The 20875-nt window shown below is 52.2% G+C and carries 19 protein-coding genes and 1 pseudogene; 11 read left to right on the top strand and 9 right to left on the bottom strand.

The window, feature by feature from the left end:
- Positions 1-101: 101 nt before the first annotated feature.
- The 4 genes from HMPREF2625_RS07610 to dut form a co-directional block, all read right to left on the bottom strand.
- Positions 102-842, bottom strand: coding sequence for a DUF3159 domain-containing protein (locus tag HMPREF2625_RS07610; RefSeq protein ID WP_070523609.1), 741 nt, complete (start codon positions 840-842; stop codon positions 102-104).
- Entirely contained in the window at positions 835-1392 is a 558-nt protein-coding gene (locus HMPREF2625_RS07605; RefSeq protein ID WP_070523606.1) for an asparaginase, read from the bottom strand. Before HMPREF2625_RS07605 ends, HMPREF2625_RS07610 begins: the two co-directional genes overlap by 8 nt.
- Positions 1392-2255 (bottom strand): DUF3710 domain-containing protein, encoded by an 864-nt coding sequence (locus HMPREF2625_RS07600; protein WP_013398924.1) that lies wholly within the window; start codon positions 2253-2255, stop codon positions 1392-1394. The genes HMPREF2625_RS07605 and HMPREF2625_RS07600 overlap by 1 nt, the downstream gene beginning before the upstream one ends.
- A gap of 108 nt (positions 2256-2363) precedes the next feature.
- Positions 2364-2810 carry a dUTP diphosphatase gene (gene dut / locus HMPREF2625_RS07595; protein ID WP_246826750.1) on the bottom strand — a complete coding sequence of 149 codons (447 nt, stop codon included), beginning with the start codon at positions 2808-2810 and terminating at the stop codon, positions 2364-2366.
- A 209-nt stretch (positions 2811-3019) separates the two neighbouring features.
- Between dut and HMPREF2625_RS07590 the strand changes: the two genes are divergently transcribed.
- A complete protein-coding gene (locus tag HMPREF2625_RS07590; protein WP_070523599.1) occupies positions 3020-3469 on the top strand; it encodes a DUF3093 domain-containing protein in 450 nt (149 codons plus the stop codon).
- Between the two features lie 66 nt (positions 3470-3535).
- Here HMPREF2625_RS07590 and HMPREF2625_RS07585 read toward each other — a convergent pair whose 3' ends face one another.
- Complete coding sequence (locus tag HMPREF2625_RS07585) at positions 3536-3835, bottom strand: DUF4193 domain-containing protein (RefSeq protein WP_004004482.1); 300 nt, start codon at positions 3833-3835, stop codon at positions 3536-3538.
- Between the two features lie 323 nt (positions 3836-4158).
- Between HMPREF2625_RS07585 and sepH the strand changes: the two genes are divergently transcribed.
- Positions 4159-5250, top strand: a complete 1092-nt coding sequence (gene sepH / locus HMPREF2625_RS07580; RefSeq protein ID WP_070523596.1) for a septation protein SepH — start codon at positions 4159-4161, stop codon at positions 5248-5250.
- Positions 5251-5309: 59 nt separating this feature from the next.
- Here the strand turns inward: sepH and HMPREF2625_RS07575 are convergent, their stop codons facing one another.
- Both HMPREF2625_RS07575 and HMPREF2625_RS07570 read right to left on the bottom strand, forming a co-directional pair.
- Positions 5310-6554, bottom strand: coding sequence for an alkaline phosphatase family protein (locus HMPREF2625_RS07575; protein WP_070523593.1), 1245 nt, complete (start codon positions 6552-6554; stop codon positions 5310-5312).
- A gap of 1 nt (position 6555) precedes the next feature.
- Positions 6556-7152 carry a DUF5998 family protein gene (locus HMPREF2625_RS07570; RefSeq protein ID WP_013398920.1) on the bottom strand — a complete coding sequence of 199 codons (597 nt, stop codon included), beginning with the start codon at positions 7150-7152 and terminating at the stop codon, positions 6556-6558.
- A gap of 213 nt (positions 7153-7365) precedes the next feature.
- Between HMPREF2625_RS07570 and HMPREF2625_RS07565 the strand changes: the two genes are divergently transcribed.
- The 8 genes and pseudogenes from HMPREF2625_RS07565 to HMPREF2625_RS07540 all read left to right on the top strand — a co-directional run bounded on the left by HMPREF2625_RS07565 (position 7366) and on the right by HMPREF2625_RS07540 (position 15797).
- Positions 7366-9894 carry a DNA gyrase/topoisomerase IV subunit A gene (locus HMPREF2625_RS07565; protein ID WP_070523590.1) on the top strand — a complete coding sequence of 843 codons (2529 nt, stop codon included), beginning with the start codon at positions 7366-7368 and terminating at the stop codon, positions 9892-9894.
- A gap of 146 nt (positions 9895-10040) precedes the next feature.
- Complete coding sequence (locus tag HMPREF2625_RS07560; RefSeq protein WP_070523588.1) at positions 10041-11090, top strand: tetratricopeptide repeat protein; 1050 nt, start codon at positions 10041-10043, stop codon at positions 11088-11090.
- 111 nt (positions 11091-11201) lie between these two features.
- Complete coding sequence (locus HMPREF2625_RS07555; RefSeq protein ID WP_246826748.1) at positions 11202-12626, top strand: tetratricopeptide repeat protein; 1425 nt, start codon at positions 11202-11204, stop codon at positions 12624-12626.
- A gap of 22 nt (positions 12627-12648) precedes the next feature.
- Positions 12649-12741: pseudogene (locus HMPREF2625_RS11075) on the top strand (hypothetical protein); the annotation flags it as partial.
- Between the two features lie 60 nt (positions 12742-12801).
- On the top strand, positions 12802-13020 hold the full coding sequence (locus HMPREF2625_RS11070) for a hypothetical protein (protein WP_246826799.1): 219 nt from the start codon (positions 12802-12804) through the stop codon (positions 13018-13020).
- Between the two features lie 203 nt (positions 13021-13223).
- Positions 13224-14513: a tetratricopeptide repeat protein gene (locus HMPREF2625_RS07550; RefSeq protein WP_246826747.1), complete on the top strand. Its 1290-nt coding sequence runs from the start codon at positions 13224-13226 to the stop codon at positions 14511-14513.
- A gap of 6 nt (positions 14514-14519) precedes the next feature.
- Positions 14520-15035 carry a GNAT family N-acetyltransferase gene (locus tag HMPREF2625_RS07545; protein WP_070523582.1) on the top strand — a complete coding sequence of 172 codons (516 nt, stop codon included), beginning with the start codon at positions 14520-14522 and terminating at the stop codon, positions 15033-15035.
- Positions 15036-15197: 162 nt separating this feature from the next.
- Positions 15198-15797: a tetratricopeptide repeat protein gene (locus HMPREF2625_RS07540; protein WP_070523579.1), complete on the top strand. Its 600-nt coding sequence runs from the start codon at positions 15198-15200 to the stop codon at positions 15795-15797.
- A gap of 62 nt (positions 15798-15859) precedes the next feature.
- On the opposite strand, the gene HMPREF2625_RS07535 is transcribed toward HMPREF2625_RS07540, so the two are convergent.
- On the bottom strand, positions 15860-16237 hold the full coding sequence (locus HMPREF2625_RS07535; protein WP_070523576.1) for a nuclear transport factor 2 family protein: 378 nt from the start codon (positions 16235-16237) through the stop codon (positions 15860-15862).
- A gap of 209 nt (positions 16238-16446) precedes the next feature.
- On the opposite strand from HMPREF2625_RS07535, the gene HMPREF2625_RS07530 reads away from it, so the two are divergent.
- Positions 16447-16917, top strand: coding sequence for a GNAT family N-acetyltransferase (locus tag HMPREF2625_RS07530; RefSeq protein WP_070523573.1), 471 nt, complete (start codon positions 16447-16449; stop codon positions 16915-16917).
- Positions 16918-17029: 112 nt separating this feature from the next.
- Here HMPREF2625_RS07530 and cydC read toward each other — a convergent pair whose 3' ends face one another.
- Complete coding sequence (cydC, locus tag HMPREF2625_RS07525; protein ID WP_246826746.1) at positions 17030-20827, bottom strand: thiol reductant ABC exporter subunit CydC; 3798 nt, start codon at positions 20825-20827, stop codon at positions 17030-17032.
- Between the last annotated feature and the right edge of the window lie 48 nt (positions 20828-20875).

Raw genomic sequence — 20875 nt, 5'->3', positions numbered from 1 at the left:
AGCTGAAACGCGGAATATAGGAGCGGGTTATAGCGTCCTTTTGATTACGCAAGTTGTTTGTGTCTTCTGAGACTACAGCAATATTGCCCAGCGACACTTAGCTATGAGGTTTCTGCCGGATCAGATACTCGCCACGCCAGCCAGATACCCGCCGCGTACAGAGGCAACCCCATAACGATGCGCATAGCACCTAAGACTTCGGTAGCGTTCATATAGTAAAGCGGTATTTGGATCGCAAGTCGCAACAGCAAGACAGCCGCCATAATCCACGTTGCCAGCTTATAGGCTTTCAAACGTTCGGGTTTCTGTCGCCAGGTAAGCTGCTCTCCTCTGATATACCCGAAAATGAGTCCCGCCAGAGGCCAACCCACGATAATCGAAGCTATGAACGCAACACTGTAAATGCCGTTCGTCCAAAAACCCGGCAAATAATAGTCGGCAGCGTTCCCTGTGCGAAAAGCAGTGAAAGCACAAATTGCAACACCCACAATACCCGACACCGCAGGTATGAGTTTACTGCGCTGTACAAGGCGCAGCACGGTAAAAATACCTGCAGCTGCTACCGCGATAACTAAGGCCAAGTTTAAATCTTTGGTGACCGTGAAGAAGATAAGGAAGAGTAAAGAAGGCAGAGAAGTTTCTACGAGTCCACGCCACCCGCCAATTGCATGGAGCACATCCACATGACCTGACTCTGTACGGCGGATATTGCCCCCCAAAGAAGCACCCAGGCTCTTACCTAATGACTCTTGCCCCGATATCGAGTTTGTCTCTGCACTCTGGGCACCGTCAGAGGCATACTGGTTATTCGAATGCTGAGGGTCATGTGGAGTATTAACCACGTCGAGGATCCTTTTCTAAGAAGTATTGGGGAACAATCTCGTATCGGGGGTTGTACATCACGGGCGGATACGTGTGCGTTGAAATAACCCCAGAGCACCGCAATAGGCACCCCGCCAGTAAACCAGGAACCACACGCTGCCCATGCCAAATAAGGGTTACTCTTTCTCCCACAGAAAACGGCGGACGTGAGGGGAACCGCACTTCTAAACTCTCCGTCATGGGGTTCTTCCCCAAAACTGATTGTTGCTGGTCTCCATCAGGCATAATGGTCTCAGCATTCTGCGAGTCTTCCTGCTCATCGTCAAAGTCTTCGCCAGGAGGCTCAACAATGGGCATACCAATCAGGGCTAGAGGACTGGCCCATTGAAGCGGTTTTGACTTCGCCACGATAAGTTCTGCTTGGTAGAGCGGTTTATCGTGAACAGCAGGAATCCAAACCTGATCGATACGGCCAGCTAGGCGAACACGAAAACGTTCGGGGTACTCCGTCTCAACTTGAGAAGAAGTCCCCGAACCGGGTGCAGCGTGGCTGTTATCTATGCGCGGCATTACCCAATCTCTGTAATCTCGGGCCCGCGACGAGGCATTGGGCGTAGTTCGCGTTTATCCTCGTTCTTCTTTTTCTTCGTTTCAGTCTCTCGACTACTCACCTGCTCCTCAGGTTCCTGCTCTTCATCACCTGAGTCGTCTAAGGTATATATCTGTTCCGGCATCGTCATGGGTAATAGCTCACGTGGCGGGCGGGGGTCGTCGCCACGATTGACAATAGCGGTACGGAAGACCTCTTCGATCGCTTCAGCAGCTTCTTCATTGCCTAGAACAGCCTCGCCAGAAATAACACCACGTAAGAACCATCGCGGGCCATCGACGCCAACGAATCGTGCGATGCGCTCCCCTCGTTTCCCGTCCTCAGTCGTAGCGGGAAGACGGGTCAGCATCTCGGCTCCGAACTCGCCCGTATACATTTCGGCGGTTCCACCCTGCGATGCCACAGACTCGGCAAGATCATGCCGAATATCGTCCCATATACCAGTACTACGAGGCGCTGCAAACGCCTGAATTTGGAGGGTTCCACCAGCACGAATACAGGTTGCGGCAATTACAGCTCCCGTACCTTCGTCCATCTCAAGACGCAGATTTAGACCGTCAAGCATCTTAATATATAGAGCACCAAGGTCGATGTATTCTTCGGTATCATCAACCTCACCAATATCGTGGGGGCCTTCAGAACGGTCGTAGATAACTACCTCGGGCTCTTCATCATCACGATCGACCTTGTTAAGGCTGGACTTAGACTTAGCTTTGGTTAGCTCAGCATCTTCTTTCTTGGAGTCTTTAGAAGTAACCTTAGTAGTTTTCTCTTCTGCTTTCTTACGCTCATCGTCAGAGCTTTTCTTGCCAAAACCAAACACTGAATATCCCTTACTGGTAGATGTTAGTGCGTCTCATATTGTATGCAGATATTGTATATTTCTTTGTGCGATTAAAGTCTATTATCTGCCGAATTACGCGGTAAAAGATTATTTCAAGCCGCTTGAGCCAAATCCCTGAGATCCTCGTTCGGTTTCGTCAAGGTTCTCTACCACCACAAAATTAGCGTGTTCATAACGCTGAATGACAAGCTGGGCAATACGATCACCACGCTTGATTTGGAAAGACTTTGCACGATCCGTATTCAATAACGTCACCATAAGTTCACCGCGATACCCAGAATCGACAGTTCCCGGTGCGTTAACAATTGTGATGCCGTGTTTAGTAGCAAGCCCCGAACGCGGATGCACCAACCCTACATATCCTTCGGGAAGAGCAATAGCAATACCGGTAGGTACAAGTGCTCTCTCTCCAGGCGCCAGTGCAAAATCTACTCGTGAACGCAGATCTGCGCCCGCATCACCAGGATTGGTGTAAGACGGTGTTGGGAGCTCTGCATCAAGCATCTTAATCTGGACATCAATGGGATTAATCATGTCTTTCACTCTACCGAACATACGGGGCTACGTCATCTCTGTCCCCTTAGCGTACAGGAGTTTCACATAAGTACTGCACGGTGCTGGAGTGCGCAGAAAATAACCTCGGTTAGAATGTTGAATATGATTTTCTGCCCAGATGGTGCACACACTCTATTTTCTAGACGCCATCTGAACAGGTACCCAACAAGATTAGAAGGACTATTACGATGGCTTCTTCGTCACCTCATACGCTCTATTATGAGCGTCTTTCTCCTGGACCTGGCATGTGGTTTCTCACGCTGTGTGCCGGAGGTGCATCTTATCTGGTGGGCGCTCCTATTGGTATTCCGGTGGGTATTATTGCTGCTGTCGTTGTTACGCTTCTTCTCGGGTGGATTTTATATTTTTCTGCACCCACTATTGAAATATCGCAGGATTGGGTTCGTGTGGGGCGAGCAAGTATTGAGCGTGCTTATGTGGGTGAAACACACGCATTTCGTGGCGAACGGGCCCGTATTGCGGCTGGTCCCGACCTTGATGGGCGCGCATATATGTGTTTTCGCGGCTGGATTACACCAAAAATCCGCCTCGATATTACCGACCCTGCCGATCCAACCCCCTACTGGATTGCCTCAACCCGTAATCCCGAAAAAATAGCCGAGATTCTAAACGGCTAGTTCTCTTCTCAGCTAAAAGGGCGGTCTCCCTAAGGAAACCGCCCTTGAGTCGTATGGTTTAGCTTCTTATCCTTCGCATTCTACGCAGTACAACAGACCGTCTTCTTCACGCGCAATCTGCGAGCGGTGACGAACCAGGAAGCAGGATGCGCAGGTGAATTCGTCTTCCTGTGCGGGCAGAACCACTACGTTGAGCTCTTCATTGGAGAGATCTGCACCGGGCAGCTCAAAACTTTCTGCCGCGGTATTCTCATCCTCATCCACCGCCCCGGACTGCATCTCCGAACGGTGCGCGTTCAGCTCTTCGTAGGATTCTTCGTTCTGTTCGTCATCCTGCTTGCGGGGTGCATCGTAATCAGTTGCCAAACTATCACGCTCCGTCGTTTTTGGTGGGCTGAAATCCTACCGCCCACGGTGGTCTAAATAGGTAATACCCCATCACATATCGGCGTGTTATGCGACGGCGGCATGCAGGTATTGTTCACTATTGATACCCGTTTTGTCTAATCGGGACGCAGTTAGTGAACTTTTAGCCGTCATAAAGGCCTCTTGGAAGATATCAATTTAGGATTTTTTCACGATGTTTTGGGGGTTTTACTACCGTTTTTTGCGGCTCTCACGGTACCCTTGGTAGGTAACTTTATGTTTTTAAACCGGCATAACGGCATGGTTGTGGTGTTGCCCCACCCATGAATTTGGAGGTTCTTATGCTTGAATTGCGTCTGATTGGCGTACATGATGACGGTGAAAATCTGGTGCTTGAGTCTGCTGACGGCACTAGGTTTCTCCTTCCAATTGACGCGAATCTGCGCACAAGCATCACTAAGGCACGACGCATCCAGCCGCTTCGCGGGCGAGGTACTAAGGGGTCTTTCGGTCCGCGTGATATTCAAACTCGCTTCCGACAGGGTGCAAGCGTAGAAGAAATTGCTGAAGAATCCGGCTGGGAACCAGAGCGCGTGCGCAGGTACGAGTGGCCTATCGTGGCGGAGCGCTCGCACATTATTCGCGCCGCTCAAAACGTGAAAGTGGGACGACGTGATTCAGCTTCTGGCATAGGGCAAATTCCTGTCACCCTCGCGGCTCGTATTGCTGAGATTGCGCACCAGCACGGTTTTGAGGATGCCACCCAGGATTGGGAAACTCGGCAGAAAGAAAACGGGCAGTGGCGGGTTGAAGCCGACTTTGCGCTCTCCGACGAGGCACGCGCGAACTTGTCTGAGAAGGTACGGTTCCCCGCTCGTTGGACCTACAATCCGGCTAATCAAGGGCTGTACGCATCAAATGAGGCAGCATACTTCCTGATGGGAAGCCCGGCTGCGGTGGCAGCTGCGGCTAAGAAAACTTCTTTGGACGGCGAAGATGAAGAGCACGAAGAGCATCCGGAGGCAACCGCCCCGGTGCAGCAGCGGCTTGTGACTACTCATACGACTCCGGTACACGTTAATGCACCTACTTCTTCTTTGAAGGGCGAAAGCCGTGATGAACGTAAACTCAATGAGCTTCTCGAACGCGCCCGCTCGGTACGCCCGGTTACTCCCGTGGTGGAAGAGCCGGAAGTGTATGAGCCTGAGCCGGATACCCCGCAGTCAGTTGAACCCGTTGATGAGCATGGCAGCGACGACCCTGCTCCTTCGACGCCCGAGCATGCTCATCACACTTCGGAGCCCAAAAGCGAGCATCACCAAAGCAATCGTGATGGGAACAAGACTAGTTCTTCGAAGAAGCAGCGCCGAAGCATTCCCGCATGGGATGATATCCTTTTCGGCGGGCGCAAATAGTAGTAATTTCTTACTAGGATTCCTGAAGACACAGACAGTTTAGCCTGCCGTCCTTGCCGTTACGAGGTCGGCAGATACCGCAGAGGAATAAGACGCTCCGCATCGGTCAGCGAACCGTGCTGCCCCACCATAGCGAGTGCGTGTTCCTTCTGACGGCGCATATCGTAGAGCGCATAATCATCACGAGCGCAAACGATCAGATCGCCAATTCGTTCTCGCGCTGCATCACGAATTACCGTACCGTAGTAGCCCCGCTCATAAAGATCGTGTGAGTCTAGCACCCAAGCGTGCTCACCCCAGTGCCGAACCCAATATTGTGCGCTCTGGCGGCGGGCATCCGGTGAAGTATCGTGCAGATAGAGCTGTACTGCTCGCGGTTCCCCCGCCGTCATAGCAACATTTTCCAGAAGTTCTTTGGTCGCCGAATAGTCGATGCGGTTTTCCTGCGGAACATTTACCATGCCGTGATCGGCCGTGAGGAAAATACCAGCCCACGCCGGAGAACGTTCGGCAAGGCGGCGCAGTGCCAGATTAAGTTCTTCAAGTTGTTCAAGCCATTCGTCGCTTCCCGCACCGTAGCGATGCCCCGCTTGGTCAAGCTCTCCCCAGTAAAGGTATATCAAGGTCGGTGTGCGCGAGGCCAGAAGTTCACAGGCATAAGTAATACGAGCGTTATAGTCGGCTGCGCCCACGAACTCACCGCCGCGCAAGTTTGCTTCGGTGAGCCCACTCCCCCGGTATTTCTCCAGTGAAATCGTCACCACGCGCCTATCGGTACAGTACCGCTCGAAAACGGTGGGCAGGGGTTGCCAGGCGTGCGGATCAACATTCTTATCCCACCCCGAAAGATGGTTCATCACGGTATTCGTCGTGGGGTTGCGAACCTCGTAGCCAGCAATCCCATGAGCCCCCGGCGCGGAGGCGGTGCCCAACGATCCCAGCGACGCTGCAGTCGTGGTGGGGAATGCCGCATCTAATGCCCCTAAAGAAACTGTTTTCTTTAGATAAGGCGCATAAGATCCGTAGCTTTGCAGCAGTTGTTCTCCCAGACCATCGACCATGATCAGGCAGATATTACGGAATCCGTTTGGGTCAGCCCCAGCTTCAGTTAGCCGCTGTGCCAGGTTGAGTGGGTCTGCGTCCAGGCTGAAATCTGGTTCATCATCTAATGGGTGCTGAATACGCGGTAAGCTTCTCTGCGCTACCAATGATGCGGTCGATTCGAAAACATCTGCCACGCTGTTGCTTCCATAAGCAGGTGGCGGAGGCACCGGATTTCCAGCGTAATCGAGGTATTCAGACATATCAGCGGCTTTCGCTTACCTGAATATGTGCACGGTGTAGGGCGCGGGCAAACTGCTGCGCTTGAAGGATAGCTTCGGGGCCGTCCGCTGTTGCCGAGACGCGCAGGGCTAAATCTTCTCGGCTGGCGTCACCACTATACCCGTGATCTGCGGTGCAGTGCGGATCGGGGCAGGTAGCGGGTGCTAGTTCCAGGTGCAGCGAGCCCGTCCATGCTATCTGCATCGAAAGTTCGGTGGGGACCGTTCCGGGCTTATATGCCTGCGGATTATCGTACCCGTAACTAATAGTGACGGCACGCAGAGAACTCAGCTTAACCGCTTCAACGCCCACATGTGCTACGGTCTGCTGCCCTTCTTCTTCAAGGTGCTGGTCGTCTAAATGCGCTAGAATCAGCAGAGATCCACTAACAACTAAAACCGTGATATGGCGATGCAAATTATTATGGCTGAAATGCGTTTCAACCTGCACAAAATGGGATTCTGGTTCTAAACCGGCAAGAGCTTCATCAACAATGTCACGCACTAAATCTGGGTAGAAACCTGCACGTTCGATATCGGCCGTGAGTTTTTCCCGCGGATCATATGCGGTCGCTGTCATGAAGACTCCTTAGGGTCATAGGTAATAAGGCAGATTCGAGTGCGCATGTGTGGTGCCGTTGTTAGACACTGTAGTTTATACCTTAGTGCTTTACATGCCGCCTGTGCTACTTTGACGGGCATTTGGGCGGATTTTTCTGCGCTACCTGTAGAATAGAATTACGAATACGCCCACCCCACATTGGGCGCATTATTGTGCGCCTCAAGGAGAGAAATGGCACGCCGCAGCAAGTCCGCCGTTGAAGATTACCCGGTTGATATTGTCGAAAATATTGTCGATATTGATGTCTCTGCCGAGATGGAATCCAGCTTTTTGGAGTACTCCTACTCGGTTATTTATTCGCGTGCTCTGCCAGATGCGCGTGACGGGCTGAAACCGGTGCAGCGGCGCATCCTCTACATGATGCAGCAGATGGGGCTGCGCCCGGATAAGGGGCATGTGAAGAGTGCCCGTGTGACTGGCGAGGTCATGGGTAAACTGCACCCGCACGGCGATGCCGCTATTTACGATGCGATGGTACGTTTGGCGCAGTCTTTTGCGATGCGCCTGCCGCTGGTGGATGGGCACGGTAACTTTGGTTCGCTAGACGACGGCCCGGCGGCTGCCCGCTACACGGAGGCACGTATGGCCCCCGCTGCGACGGCGCTGACTGCGGATCTTGACGAAGACGTTGTTGATTTTGTGCCGAACTACGATAACCAGTTCATGCAGCCGGGCGTGCTGCCAGCGGCGTTCCCTAACCTGTTGGTCAATGGTACGACCGGCATCGCGGTGGGTATGGCAACGAACATGGCTCCGCATAACCTGCGCGAGGTTATTGCGGGTACGCGGCATTTGATTGCGCATCCTGATGCCACGCTCAAAGAGGTTATGAAGTTCATTCCCGGCCCCGATCTGCCCAGCGGCGGCACGATTGTGGGATTGAGCGGTATTAAGGATGCCTACGAAAGCGGACGCGGCACATTCAAGACCCGTGCCAAGGTCTCTATTGAGCAGGTGACCCCCCGTAAACAGGGCATTGTGGTGACTGAACTGCCGTATATGGTGGGCCCCGAAAAGGTTATTGAAAAGATCAAGGACGGCGTTAACGCCAAGAAACTGACCGGTATTTCTGATGTGGTCGATTTGACCGACCGCAAACACGGGTTGCGTCTTGTTATTGAGATTAAGAACGGTTTTAATCCGCAGGCTGTGCTGGCCTCGCTATATAAGCACACGCCTTTGGAGGATTCCTTCGGCATTAATAATGTGGCGCTGGTGAATGGGCAGCCGCAGACCTTGGGGCTGCTTGATCTTCTGCGGGTGTATATCGATCATCGTCTGTCGGTGGTGCGCCGCCGCACCGAATTCCGTCTGGGTAAGCATAAGGATCGTCTGCATTTGGTGGATGGTCTGCTGATTGCCATTGTTGATATTGACGAAGTTATTGAGATTATTCGGTCTTCGGATGAAACCGCGCAAGCTCGTGAGAAGCTGATGGCGGTCTTCGATCTGACGGAGGTTCAGGCGAACTATATTCTTGAGCTGCGTCTGCGCCAGCTTACAAAGTATTCCCGTATTGAGCTTGAGGCTGAGCGTGATAAGTTACGCCAGGAGATCGCTGAACTGGAGCGAATTTTGGGTTCCGATTCTGCGCTGCGTGAGCTGGTATCTGACGAGCTTGCCGAGGTTGCCGAGAAGTACGGCAACGATCGCCGTACCGTTTTGAAGACGAAAGACGATATGCAGTCTGCGATTGAGGCTGTCTCAAACGGGGCTTCAAAGGCGAAGAAGAGCCTCGGGTTGGCACTTGAAATTGCCGATGAGCCCTGTTGGGTGCTGCTGACGGCATCCGGCATACTGGGGCGCACGGTGGGTAAACCAATGCGTGAGGCTTTGGTTGATCCGGGCAAACGTATTAAACATGACGTCTTCACGTCTATTGTTCCTACGACGGCGCGGGGCGAGATTGGTGCGGTGACCTCTACGGGGCGCATGGTGCGCCTGTCGGTCATGGATTTGGTGGTGTTCGATGATTCTTCGGGAACTCCCGTATTGACTACGGGCGTCAAAGCTACTGAGGTTGTTGCCCTAGCAAAGGGTGAGAAGCTGGTGGGGCTTGTGCCGTTGAATGAGGTACTTGCACTGGCAACGGCGAACGGCGTGATTAAGCGCGTGAACCCGGAGTATCCGCTGAACCAGACGGAGTGGGATGTTATCAAGCTCAAGCCGAAGGATACGGTTATTGCCGCAACCGTGTGCTCTTCCGACGATAACGCCCTAACGTTAGTCACCCAGGAAGCGAAACTTCTGACCTTCGATGCGGCTAAGGTTCGTCCGCAGGGTCGCGCGGGCGGCGGTATCGCTGGTATTAAGCTGGGTGCGCAGGATGCGGTAATTGCACTCGGCGTGACCGCCCCGGGTTCTGCCGCCGAGGTTGTGACCGTCACGAACGGGCAAGACGGCATGGCGAGTGCGAAGGTCACTCCCCTGGCGGAGTACCCGCAGAAGGGTCGCGCGACCGGCGGTGTGCGGGCACATCGTTTCTTGACGGGAGAGTCGAAACTGGCACTGGCGTGGGTTGGCATTGGTCCTGCAAAGGCTGGCACGCCGGGTGGTGTGGCGCGCTCCTTGCCGACCGAGCACGGTTCACGTGACGGCTCGGGTGTGCCCCTTACCCAAACGATCGGCACGGTAGGCCCTAACTATGCGGCTATCACCGAGCAGGCAAAAATGGCGTCTGACGGAGAAAAGTTGTTCTAGCTTTTTTTAGTTGGGTCGCTGCTATTTTCATCCGTTGTTGCAGGTAGAGTGTTGCTTCCATGCAAGAAGGCAACACTGCTACCTTTAATGTGAAGTTTTAGGTGAAACCTGGATTTTTTCTACCGCAGCATTAAGGATAGGCAGGCATGACCGAACCGAATAAGCCCCGGGAGCAGATGACCGCGCAAGAACGGCTTGACTTTGGCGTAGAGTGCCTTGACGCGGGCAGGCTGAATGATGCTGTTCATATCCTTGCTACGGTTTCAGCAGGTGAAAATCCTGGGGCGTACTCTTGGGCGCAGTACTTTCTAGGTGATGTTTACGAGGATGCGGGGAATCTTCGTGAAGCGATGACCGCCTACAACAATGTCCATCGCCATGATAACCCTGTAGCCTACGCTTCGGCACAGAACAGCGCAGGTATTCTCTATAAGAACATGGGGCGGCTTGATGATGCGGTTGCCGCGTTCAGCCGTGTTGTCCGTGAAGACAACCCGGAATCCTATGCGTGGGCGCAGAACAACCTTGGCAGCGTCTATCAAACTATGAGGCGGCTTGATGATGCCGCCGCTGCGTTCAGAAATGTGCAGCTTAACGACAGCCTCGAAGCGTACACCAACGCGCAGTTCAACCTTGGCAACACCTATAAGCTTATGGGCAAGACAGATGATGCCCTTCAAAGCTGGGGAGGCGTGCTTCGCGAGGTAGACGCAGAAACCTACGCCCAGGCGCAGTTCAACATTGGTTCTACGTGCAAGAATCAAGGGCGGATAGATGAGGCGATCGCCGCGTGGGGAAGGGTGCGCCATGATGACAACCCCTCAGTTTATGCTCGGGCGCAGCTGAGCCTGGGCCTCACCTATGCCCCGCTAGGGCAGCTTGATGAGGCGATCGCCGTGTGGCGTAATGTGCGCCGGGAGGACAGCCCCGAAGCGTACGCCGCAGCACAAAACAACCTGGGCAGCGCATACGAAGACAAAGAGCTATTTGAAGATTCTTTTGCCGCCCGGAGCAGGGTTCTGCGCAGCGACAGCCCTTACATATATGCTGTGGCACAGCTCAACATGGGCATCGCCTACTATAACAACGGGTCTCTTGATGAGGCCGTGACCGCATGGAACCACGTTCTCGAAGAAGACGATCCGCAGTCCTACGCCGAAGCACAACGTAACCTTGCTCTGGTGAATAAACACTAACTGCCCACAGTGTTGCTCCTGCGCAGCCGGGGGCAACACTGTTACCTTTTAATGTGAAGTTTTAGGTAAGACCTAGAATTTTTCCCACCAAGGCCTCAAGGAGAGACAGGCGTGACCGAACCAAATAAGTCTCTAGAACAGATGACCGCCCAAGAACGGCTTGAACTTGGAAGAAGCCGCTACAATGAGGGTAAATTTGATGAGGCAATTACCCTTCTACAAACGATTTTTCCCACTGAAGACTCCCTTACATACACAGAGGCACAACTTGGCCTAGGACTTGCTTACGAGTTCAAAGGTAACATCAACGAAGCTATTAGCGCTTGGTTAAACATTCACCGTGAGGATAATCCCGAAGCCTATGCATGGGCCCAGTTCAGACTTGGGTTCGCCTACGAAATCCAAGACAGGCTAGACGAGTGTATAAGCGCATGGTCAAATATTGATCGTAAGGACAACCCAGAAGTCTATGCTAAAGCGCAGCTCAACCTCGGAGCAACCTACTACGCCCAAGGTAAGCTGGATCAAGCCATCGAAGCATGGTCAAACATCCACCGCGAGGACGACTCCGAAGCCTACGCACGGGCACGGCTCGGCCTCGGTGCTGCCTACTACGCCCAAGAGGACTGGGAACAGGCCATCAAAACCTGGTCAAAAATCCGCCGTGAAGAAGCCCCCGAAATCTACGCACGGGCGCAGTTCGGCCTCGGCGAAATTCATAAAGACGAAGGAGAGATTAAGCAGGCAAAAGACGCATACCGCAATGTGCAGGGCCCCTTTTACTATTGGGCTCAGCGGGAATACAGGATCCTTGGTTGTCCTCCAGAGTTGATTAACGATCTTCGTAGTCTAGCTAGAAATACCGATAAAGTCCGAGAGTCTCTTCAGATAATTCCAGGATTTGAGTCAAAAGTTGCGCACTATACTCGACCACAAATAGCTTTTGATCTATTCGAAGACAAGAAAAACAATAAGAAGCCGTCAAATTTCCGACTCAGTACCATTCGTGGAGTTAACGACCCAACAGAAGGACTAGTTTTAGGAAATTATTGGACTAAACAAGGTATCCCAGAAACCATACATACAAACGATACTGCAACATTTATTAGTTGTTTCACTTTTAACCATGACAACCTTAACCAGTTTCGTCTCTACGGAAAAGAGAATGGGCAGGAAGCAACAGGCGTTAGTTTGGTATTTAAGAAAAAGTTTTTTAGCGATCAGACAGATACCTTAGATTTTATAGCTGCCCCATCGACAGACCCATCTAGTAAATCGGAACAGATTAAGCCCAATGAAACAGGGAAAACGGAGAGTGACAATAAGAAACCGTTAATAGGTAAATCCACACTCTACCGCTGTATTTATCTAGACCCTGAAACTGGGTATTGGACCCTGGCTCAACGAGACAAATCCACTTTCTATCGTGAACACGATGAAGACGCAGATGCGAAAGGGAAATGGGAAAAATATTATAAATTAATTTCAAAGAAAGAAGAATGTGTAGAAAAATATTTATTTAGCAAAAAAAGATAATAACAATAAATCCGTCTCATCCATGCTTAAATTAATATTTACAGAAGATAACTCATACAAAAAATATAATAAAGAAGAAAAACAACAAATCCTTGAAACCGTTCAGTTTATCCTTCTCCCCTTGCAGTACCTGGTAAAACATATTGCCTTTCAGGAAGAGCAGGAATGCCGCATTATGTATATTACTCAGTTCCGTGATGAGAAGATTCACAGCAACCGTGAGGAACAGAAAATGTACGTCGAGTATGAGGAGTCTGTACTGCCACATATCGATAAAATTTGGCTCTCCCCCGGTGCGGCGAAGGACCAAGATTTCTTCCGCATCTTGTTGGATAAAGAAGACAACGACAACAAGGTTCGCATCTCCCAGAACCCGTTTAGAAACAAGGAGTAAAGGAGCACGGAGCTTGCACGAGAGTTATTCCTCCACGTGAAAACATGATGTCTACCGGCAAAAACTTATTCTAATCTTCATCTTTCTACGGGGGCGTCAAACTTCACACAGAGGTTGCACACCGTTACTCTTATATATATGCGTTTCAGGCAGAGGCTTGTTTCCTGCCCGAAATTCTACAGACACCGCCTATGGAGATCACCGTGACCGAAGCAGAGAACCCGTTAGAGCAGATGACCGTGCAGGAGCGCCTTAACCTGAGCAAGGAGCACTACAAAGCTGGTGCTTTCGATAAAGCTATCGACGTGCTGAGCACGATTTCTGCCGACGAGAACCCGCAAGCCTACGCAACAGCCCAAAACAATCTCGGTATTGTTTACCGGGACCAGGGCAAGGTAGAGCAGGCGGTCGAAGCCTGGAACCGCATTCCCAAAGATGTTCCCGAACTATACGCCAAGGCGCACAATAACCTTGCCTCTGCCTATATTAAACAGGGCGAAACTGATAAGGCTCTTGAAGCATGGAAGAACATTCCCTCTGCTGCCCCAAAGCAGTACGCAATGGCGCAGTTCAACCTGGGTGTAACCTACGCGCAGCAAAACAACGTTGATGAAGCTGTCGAAGCTTACCAGCGTGTTCCCAAGGATGTCACTAATCTTTATGCGCACGCGCAATACAATCTGGGTGCCACCTACACACAGCAGGGCAAAATGGATGAGGCCGCTGAAGCCTACAAGAACGTCCCCGATGCAGCCCCCGCAAAATACGCGAAAGCGCTCAACAATTTGGGCGTGCTCTACGAAGGGCAGGGTAAAGCCGAACAGGCTTCTGAAGCCTACCAGCAGGTACCCAGCACCATTCCTGACCAGTACGCAATGGCTCTCAACAACTTGGGCGTAACCTATTACAACCAAGGCAAGACAGAGCAGGCTCTCGAACTTTGGGAGACCGTTTCTGCCGATATTCCCGAACAATACGCGACCGCGCAGATGAATCTGGGCATGGTGTACGACAGCCAAGGAAAGCTAGAACAGGCTATTACCGCGTGGGAGCGTGTACCCGAGAGCTTACCGGAACGTTACGCTTCGGCACAGTACAATATCGGTACTTCCTATGTGGAGCAGGGCAAACCGACGAAAGCAGTCGAGGCTTGGGAACGTATTCCTGCGAGCGCCTCTGAGCCCTACGCGGTAGCCCAATATAATACCGGACTTATCTACGAAGAACAGGGTAATATCGACGATGCCCTAGTGGCATGGGAACGTGTTCCCAAGGATGCTTCTGAGCACTTTTATAAGGCCCAATTCAATATTGGTGGTGCCTACTACAAACTGGGTGAAACGGACGAGGCAGTTGCTGTCTGGAAGAATATTCCCGAGTCTGCTGCGGAGCAGTACGAGATGGCACAAACCAACCTGAGTATCATCGCCGAGAACCAAGAAAAAGCCTCCGAGCAGAAGAAGCAGAATAACGGGCAAAAGCAGGAAGGCTAAGATAACGTGAGGATTACTCCCCTCACTATCAGCGATGTTCCGATTTTGCGCGGCATTGCCCGTGATACGTTCACCGAAACATTTTCTGAGGCAAACAAAGCCGAAGATATGGAACGCTACCTTGCGGAACGGTTCTCCGAAGATCAGCTCACCCGGGAGCTCAGCAACCCTAATTCATTCTTCTACGTTGCCGAGGTAAACGGGCACATCGTGGGTTACCTCAAGCTCAATACTGCAGACGCACAAACCGAACCACAGGCGGCGAACGCGCTCGAAATTGAGCGTATCTACGTGTTGAGCAACTATCACGGAAACGGTGTTGGGCAGGCCCTCTACCATCACGCCATGAGTGTGGCAGAAGACCGAAAGACAAGCTACATGTGGCTAGGGGTTTGGGAACATAATCATCGAGCCCTGCGCTTCTACGAGAAAAACGGGTTCACCGCCTTCGGTACGCACATTTTTCAGCTAGGTAACGACCAGCAGACGGATATCCTGATGAAAAAATCTGTTGCCGCCTAAACGCTGCGCCTAGCCTGAATCCCTTCGGCGGTTAGGATATGAAGGATGCGCTTATCTTCACGCTGAGGCTCCTTCCCGTATAGTTAGAGAAAACAGTTTTTGCTTGAGGGTAAGCCCCGGCAAATTAGGTGCTTATAAACACCTGGTGTAGGAAAGGAAATCATGGTCGATCAGCCTCATGCAGAGATGCAACGCTACGCCCAGGAACAGGTAGATCTTGGCGCACAATACTACGAACAGGGTCTGCTCGATCAGGCATGTGAAGCGTGGGAGAAAGTACCTGAAAGTGTTCCCGATCAATACGCCATCGCGCATGTAAATATAGGCATTGTCTACGACGGTCAAGGCCAGCATGAACAGGCCATTAAGGCATGGCAGAAGGTTCCCGAAAGTGAGACTCAGCCCTATGCCGTAGCACAGTACAATATCGGATCTGTGCACGAGGCTTTAGAGCAGGATGAGTCTGCTTTAGCGGCATACAGCAAAGTTCCTAAAATAGATGTTCTGCACTATTCCATGGCACAGTTCAATAGCGCCGTGCTCCTGCACCTGCATGGTAACTTGACCACGGCTCTGAGTACCTATCAGAAAATACCTGCCAGTGTTCCCGATCAGTATGCGCGAGCACAGCTGAATTTAGGCGTTTTGTACCAGCAGATGGGGCACAATGACCAGGCTTTTGAGACGTGGAAACGTGTTTCCCCAGATTTTCCTGAGCTCTATGAGGTGGCTCAGTCGTATCTGAACGACGAAGATTCCTAATAGTTCAACAACGGTTGCGGTGAGGTATTATCACCGTAACCTGCGTTTAAGGCGCACGCTGTTTACTCGCTCAGTACCGCCACAATTTCTTGAACAATCTGCCAGCTTTCGTTGCGCTTTTTCCAGGTGATAGTGAATAGAAAATCCTGCTCCTGCGCTCCCTGACTCATCCTGCGTTTGAGCACAATAGTTCCAGTTTCACCGTCAGAATCTGCAAAAAGTATGGTGTGCGCTGTGTTCAGGGGTGCGGCGCCACTGTCTTTGAGGGCTTGAAAGAAATCGATATTGTCCTGTTTCGAGAGAATCTGCACGGTATTATCCGGTAGAATCCGCACAAATTTTAGGTTATCGGCATACACTCGCTTCAGAAAATCAATATCGTAGCTGATACCGCGTGAAATCAATTCTTCGGTGAGTGTTTTCATTGTTTCGTCAATCATGATGCCCTCGCTCTCTGACGTGGAAATACGTACAAGCTCAGCCTAGCATCTGAAAGTTTCATTCCGTCATATTCCATCAGGTATGCTCGTCTTATGACTGTTTAGTTATCGTCTTATGACGATTCCGTTCCACGTATCCGTGTCACATCCCGTAGTGTGAACACGGCTATCTTTAGCACCCATAAAACATAATTCTTAAGGAAACAGTCATGACTATCCCCTGGCTCCCTGCAACTCAAACCGCTCATAACCCTCAAGCGGTGGCACGTATCCTCAAGACCCTGCCTGAATGGTTTGGACGTGAAGAGTCCAATGCAGAATACATACATGATGCTGAACGACTGGAAACGTGGACGGTAACTCATCCCGAAACCCACGAAATTGTGGGTATCATGCTTATCGTCCAGCACTACCCGGTTGAGGCAGAAATTCATTTGCTGGCAGTAGATGCTGCCTTTCACAGATACGGAATTGGTACTTCCCTAATAAATGCATTCGAAAAAGAGGCACGTAACCGTGGTATCAGGCTGATACAGGTAAAGACGCTTGGAGAATCTTTTTTCAACGAACCGTACCAACGCACCCGAAATTTCTATAAAGCTGTAGGGTTTTTGCCTCTTGAAGAGACAGACCTGTGGGGCGAAGATACTCCCTGTCTGATTATGGTAAAAGCAATCTAACTGGCTTGACGTACATAGAGCGTAGGCTTCATCCTTCCAAAAGCTTACGCTTCTCAAGACGTCTAAACGGGGTCTAACATTTCTTGAACCCCTCACAACGTCATGTATAGACCTACTCCAATGTAACAACCGTGTTGCAGCGGGCAATGTCTTCGGGGCGGTGCGAGACCAAAACAGTTGCCATTCCGCTGGTGCGGGTTGCCGTGTCCAGATCAGTCATAAGCGCCGCAGCTGATTCAGAATCTAAATGCGCGGTAGGCTCATCCAGCAGAAGCACCGGAGATTCCACGAGCAGGGCCCGAGCCACCGCAAGACGTTGCCGCTGGCCTCCCGACAGGAACCCGCCACCAGCACCAACACGGGTGTGCAGGCCTTCCGGCAAGGTGCTGTACCACTCCCCCAAACCTACACGCTGCAGAGCCTTTATCATTTGTTCTTCGCTCGGGCGATCAGCACGATCGCGCGCCAAGAGTAAATTACCTTCAAGAGTAGACTCAAAAATATGCGCAGCCTGTGGGCACCATGCCGCATACCCGCGGAGCTGATCGTTCCCCCGTGCTTTCCCGTAGGAGCGAATTTCGCCAGCTTCCAACGGCAGGAAGCCCAAAAGAGTCGCCAGTACGGTGCTCTTGCCCGAACCTGAGGGACCGGTAATTCCCGTCCACTTTCCGGTATGCGCCGTAGCGTTAAGATGCTCAAAAACGGGCTTGTCCATGCTCGGCCACCGAGCGGCAGCATCGACAAGTTCAAGAGCAGGTTCCTGCCCCTGAGGGGCGCGAACACGCCCAGCATGAGATGTATCCTGTGTATCGTCCTCAAGGTCTGAAATACTATTTTCATCCGCAATACCGGGAGCAATCTGCGCCAACAGAGTGGCAAAAGAAGGCCACGAACGCACTGCTTCTATATGCTGCACGGAACTTTCTATCATTGCCGTACACATAAGAACTACGGCGGCAGATTCCGGAGCACCTACCGTTCCCGATACCGCTAACGGATACGCGATATTTGCGCACCACAGTGCTGCTCCGAACCAGCTCAGGGTCACAAGCGCCCTACCAAGACCTTGGGCATACGAGGTGCGAGTCAATGCGGCAACATTGCGGTCATTCAAACGTGTTGTAGCAATCTCGATGCTCGGCGCAACCCCGTTAGCGCGAATATCTTCTGCGGCACTCAGTACACCCGCGCCTAAACGCAAAAGCTCAGCTGTACTTTCACGTGTGGTTTCCTCAGCGTGAGCGTCCGCGCGCGTAACAGCCCATGGCACGAGAATTGTTGTTATCAAAGCTGCGAGCGCTACGGGCACAATAGCCTGAGGTAGCACAACAATGGTGGTTATTAGTGCTGTTAACATCACAAGCACATGTGCGGCAGGTGGAATGAGAACACGCGGAATCCTGTCGCGCAGCTCATCTATGCCGCCAATAAGCCTTTCCAGCAGGGCGTCTCCGCGAAGCAGGGCCCGCACGCTGCCAACATTAAGATAGGCCCCGGTCCAGGCGCGCACACGCAGATTATTCGCTGCGGTCAAGACTTTAGCGTGGGTGAGCAAACGCTCGGCATATCGAGCACAGGCACGCCCTAGCCCAAAGAAGCGCACGCCCACGATAGCTACCATAAGGAACATCATGGCTGGACCTTCGGCTGCGCGTACGATAAGCCATCCTGAGAGCGCGGTCAGAGAAATTGCGGCAAGGGAGGTGAGGGCGGCAAGAATGACCGGCGGCAGTCCCTGTAATATACCTAGTCCCGTAAGATTCCGCAGTGTTTTGAGGGTTTTCACGACTCCGACAGCATGTCCTGTGTTTTCTCGAACCATCTTTTCAGGAGCGTTGTGTAACGTTGGGCTATGCTCAGCAAAGGTATCGGCTGAGTCCTGCTTATGCGGGGCTGCAGCGGGGATAATCTTGGGTGTCTCATTCTGGACGATGCTCCACCGATACGCTTGCTCATGCGATGGTTTCGCATGCGCTCCCTCGACTACCGCCGATGCCTGCACCACACTATCGCAGTACTCGGTAAGTTCCGTTTCATGGGTCACGATTAGAACGGTTACTCCGCGTTCTGCGAGTGCGTCCAGAGACTGAGTTACAAGGTGGGCGGCGTGTGCGTCCAGGTGGGCGGTAGGTTCATCTACTAGAACGGTAATCTGGAGATTTTGATGGTGATCGGCTGCACGGTGGAGGGCATCAATGCGAGCTAAGATGCGGGCGCACGCCAACCTGCGCGCTTGACCCGCGCTGAGCGATTCGGGGCTGAGCTCGCTCAGGTTTTCGAGCCCGAGATTCCACAAATAGTTCTCTAGGCGTTCACGATCTGAGGGGCGTATCTGTGTTTCCCCCGTGAGAAGTTTAGCCGCATAGTCCTCTTCGCTGCGATCGGCGCTGAAGGCATAGAGCGCCATCTCGTGCAGGACTGTGGGGGCGGCGAAAATAGGATTCTGCGGAATACTCAGGGTGTTTCCGGCACCTATAATGCGGCCAGTTACTTTAATCGGTTCGGATGCGCCGGTTGGTACCAGTCCGTCGCGGACGCTCCCAGAAAGCACTCCGAGGAGCGTTGATTTACCGCATCCTGATGCTCCCAGAATGCCTACTAACGCTCCGCGCTGTTTTCCTACCGCGCTTGGGCGCTTCGAAGTACGTGGAATATTCAGGTTTACTGAGTCTAAGATCTGTGTACGTCCGGGGTATGTGACCGAGAGGTTCTCAATCACAAGGTGCTCGGGTGTTTCGGGAGTCGTCGATACTTTTTCGCAGGAAGCGCTCACAGAGGCTTCTGGTACAGGAGTGTCAAGGACTGTACGTGCAGATCGAAGTGCGGCTATGCCGTCTTCAGATTGGTGGTAGGCTGCACCTATATCACGCAAAGGCTGGTAGCATTCAGGAGCCAGCAGGAGTACAAGGATTGCGGTATCGAGTCCGAGTGTACCCTGTACCAAACGCACGCCAATAAGCACGGCGATCAGCGCCACCGAGATGGTCGTGATAAGTTCTAAAGCGAGCGAAGACATAAATGCGCTGCGAAGCGTCTGCATGGTACGTTCGCGGTATTGTTCACCCAGCTTCCTAAGGGCACGAGTTTGTGCACGTTCACGCCCCAGCCCAATCAATACGGGCAGCCCACGGATGAGTTCAAGAATATGGTCTGATAGACGGTGCAGCTCGGCTTGAGCGGCGACTGTATCTTCACGTGTGGTTTTACCGATAAGTATCATGAAGATGGGAATAAGCGGCAGGGTGCACGCTAGGACGAGGGCACTTGTGATATCCAATGAGAGCACAATAAGCCACAGCAGAACGGGCACTACGGCGACCGAGACAAAGGCAGTCAGGGTTTTAGTGTAATAATCATCAAGAGCGTTCAGTCCCCGCGCCAGCAGAACGGCGGTTGCGCCTGTACCTTCAGGGGTGTCTGCCCCTCCTGTAGCTAAGACACGATGCACAAGTTTTTGGCGGATACTTGCTTTGGCTCCTACGGCTGCACGCTGAGCACTTACGGACAGCGCGTAATCGGCGCCTGCACGTACAGCAAGCGCTATCAGCGCCGTAACGATTAGCCCCCACGTTATGGCGGCGTTTCCGGTGCCAAGAAGATTGCCTAGTCCTAGAAGCCATCCATTGGTACTGTCGAGTTTCGCTTGTGAGTCACCCGAGAATTCGATGAGAGCGCGATAGGTTTCTGGATCGCTGGCGGCCTTTAGATGCTCGTGCTCGGCGGCGAGCGCAGTAAATCCGGCGTGGGCTGCCCGGGCAATGAGGGATGCGAGCGCCGCGCTGAAGATCACGGTTGCCAGTGTGTGTATCCCGGTGATAAGCCCGAAAACCCCTAGGTTTTTACGGGCGTCTGGTCCTAGCGGTGGACGTTTATCGTTGTTGCGCTGTGTTTTATTGGCGCGTGGGCTCACGTCTCGTTCCTTCCCTACCGCTAAAGTGAGTGTGGATATTTTCTCCGG

Source organism: Rothia sp. HMSC064D08 (assembly GCF_001809525.1).
In the GTDB taxonomy this organism is placed as follows: domain Bacteria; phylum Actinomycetota; class Actinomycetes; order Actinomycetales; family Micrococcaceae; genus Rothia; species Rothia dentocariosa.
Note: the sequence above shows the minus strand (reverse complement) of the source record. Positions and strands in the feature narration are given on the sequence as shown.

Bases quoted from the DNA above. Each gene is read 5' to 3' on its own strand.
- HMPREF2625_RS07605 (WP_070523606.1), bottom strand. From the start codon at position 1,392: ATGCCGCGCATAGATAACAGCCACGCTGCACCCGGTTCGGGGACTTCT.
- dut (WP_246826750.1), bottom strand. From the start codon at position 2,810: ATGATTAATCCCATTGATGTCCAGATTAAGATGCTTGATGCAGAGCTC.
- HMPREF2625_RS07590 (WP_070523599.1), top strand. From the start codon at position 3,020: ATGGCTTCTTCGTCACCTCATACGCTCTATTATGAGCGTCTTTCTCCT.
- sepH (WP_070523596.1), top strand. From the start codon at position 4,159: ATGAATTTGGAGGTTCTTATGCTTGAATTGCGTCTGATTGGCGTACAT.
- HMPREF2625_RS07575 (WP_070523593.1), bottom strand. From the start codon at position 6,554: ATGTCTGAATACCTCGATTACGCTGGAAATCCGGTGCCTCCGCCACCT.
- HMPREF2625_RS07570 (WP_013398920.1), bottom strand. From the start codon at position 7,152: ATGACAGCGACCGCATATGATCCGCGGGAAAAACTCACGGCCGATATC.
- HMPREF2625_RS07565 (WP_070523590.1), top strand. From the start codon at position 7,366: ATGGCACGCCGCAGCAAGTCCGCCGTTGAAGATTACCCGGTTGATATT.
- HMPREF2625_RS07560 (WP_070523588.1), top strand. From the start codon at position 10,041: ATGACCGAACCGAATAAGCCCCGGGAGCAGATGACCGCGCAAGAACGG.
- HMPREF2625_RS11070 (WP_246826799.1), top strand. From the start codon at position 12,802: ATGTATATTACTCAGTTCCGTGATGAGAAGATTCACAGCAACCGTGAG.
- HMPREF2625_RS07540 (WP_070523579.1), top strand. From the start codon at position 15,198: ATGGTCGATCAGCCTCATGCAGAGATGCAACGCTACGCCCAGGAACAG.
- HMPREF2625_RS07535 (WP_070523576.1), bottom strand. From the start codon at position 16,237: ATGATTGACGAAACAATGAAAACACTCACCGAAGAATTGATTTCACGC.
- HMPREF2625_RS07530 (WP_070523573.1), top strand. From the start codon at position 16,447: ATGACTATCCCCTGGCTCCCTGCAACTCAAACCGCTCATAACCCTCAA.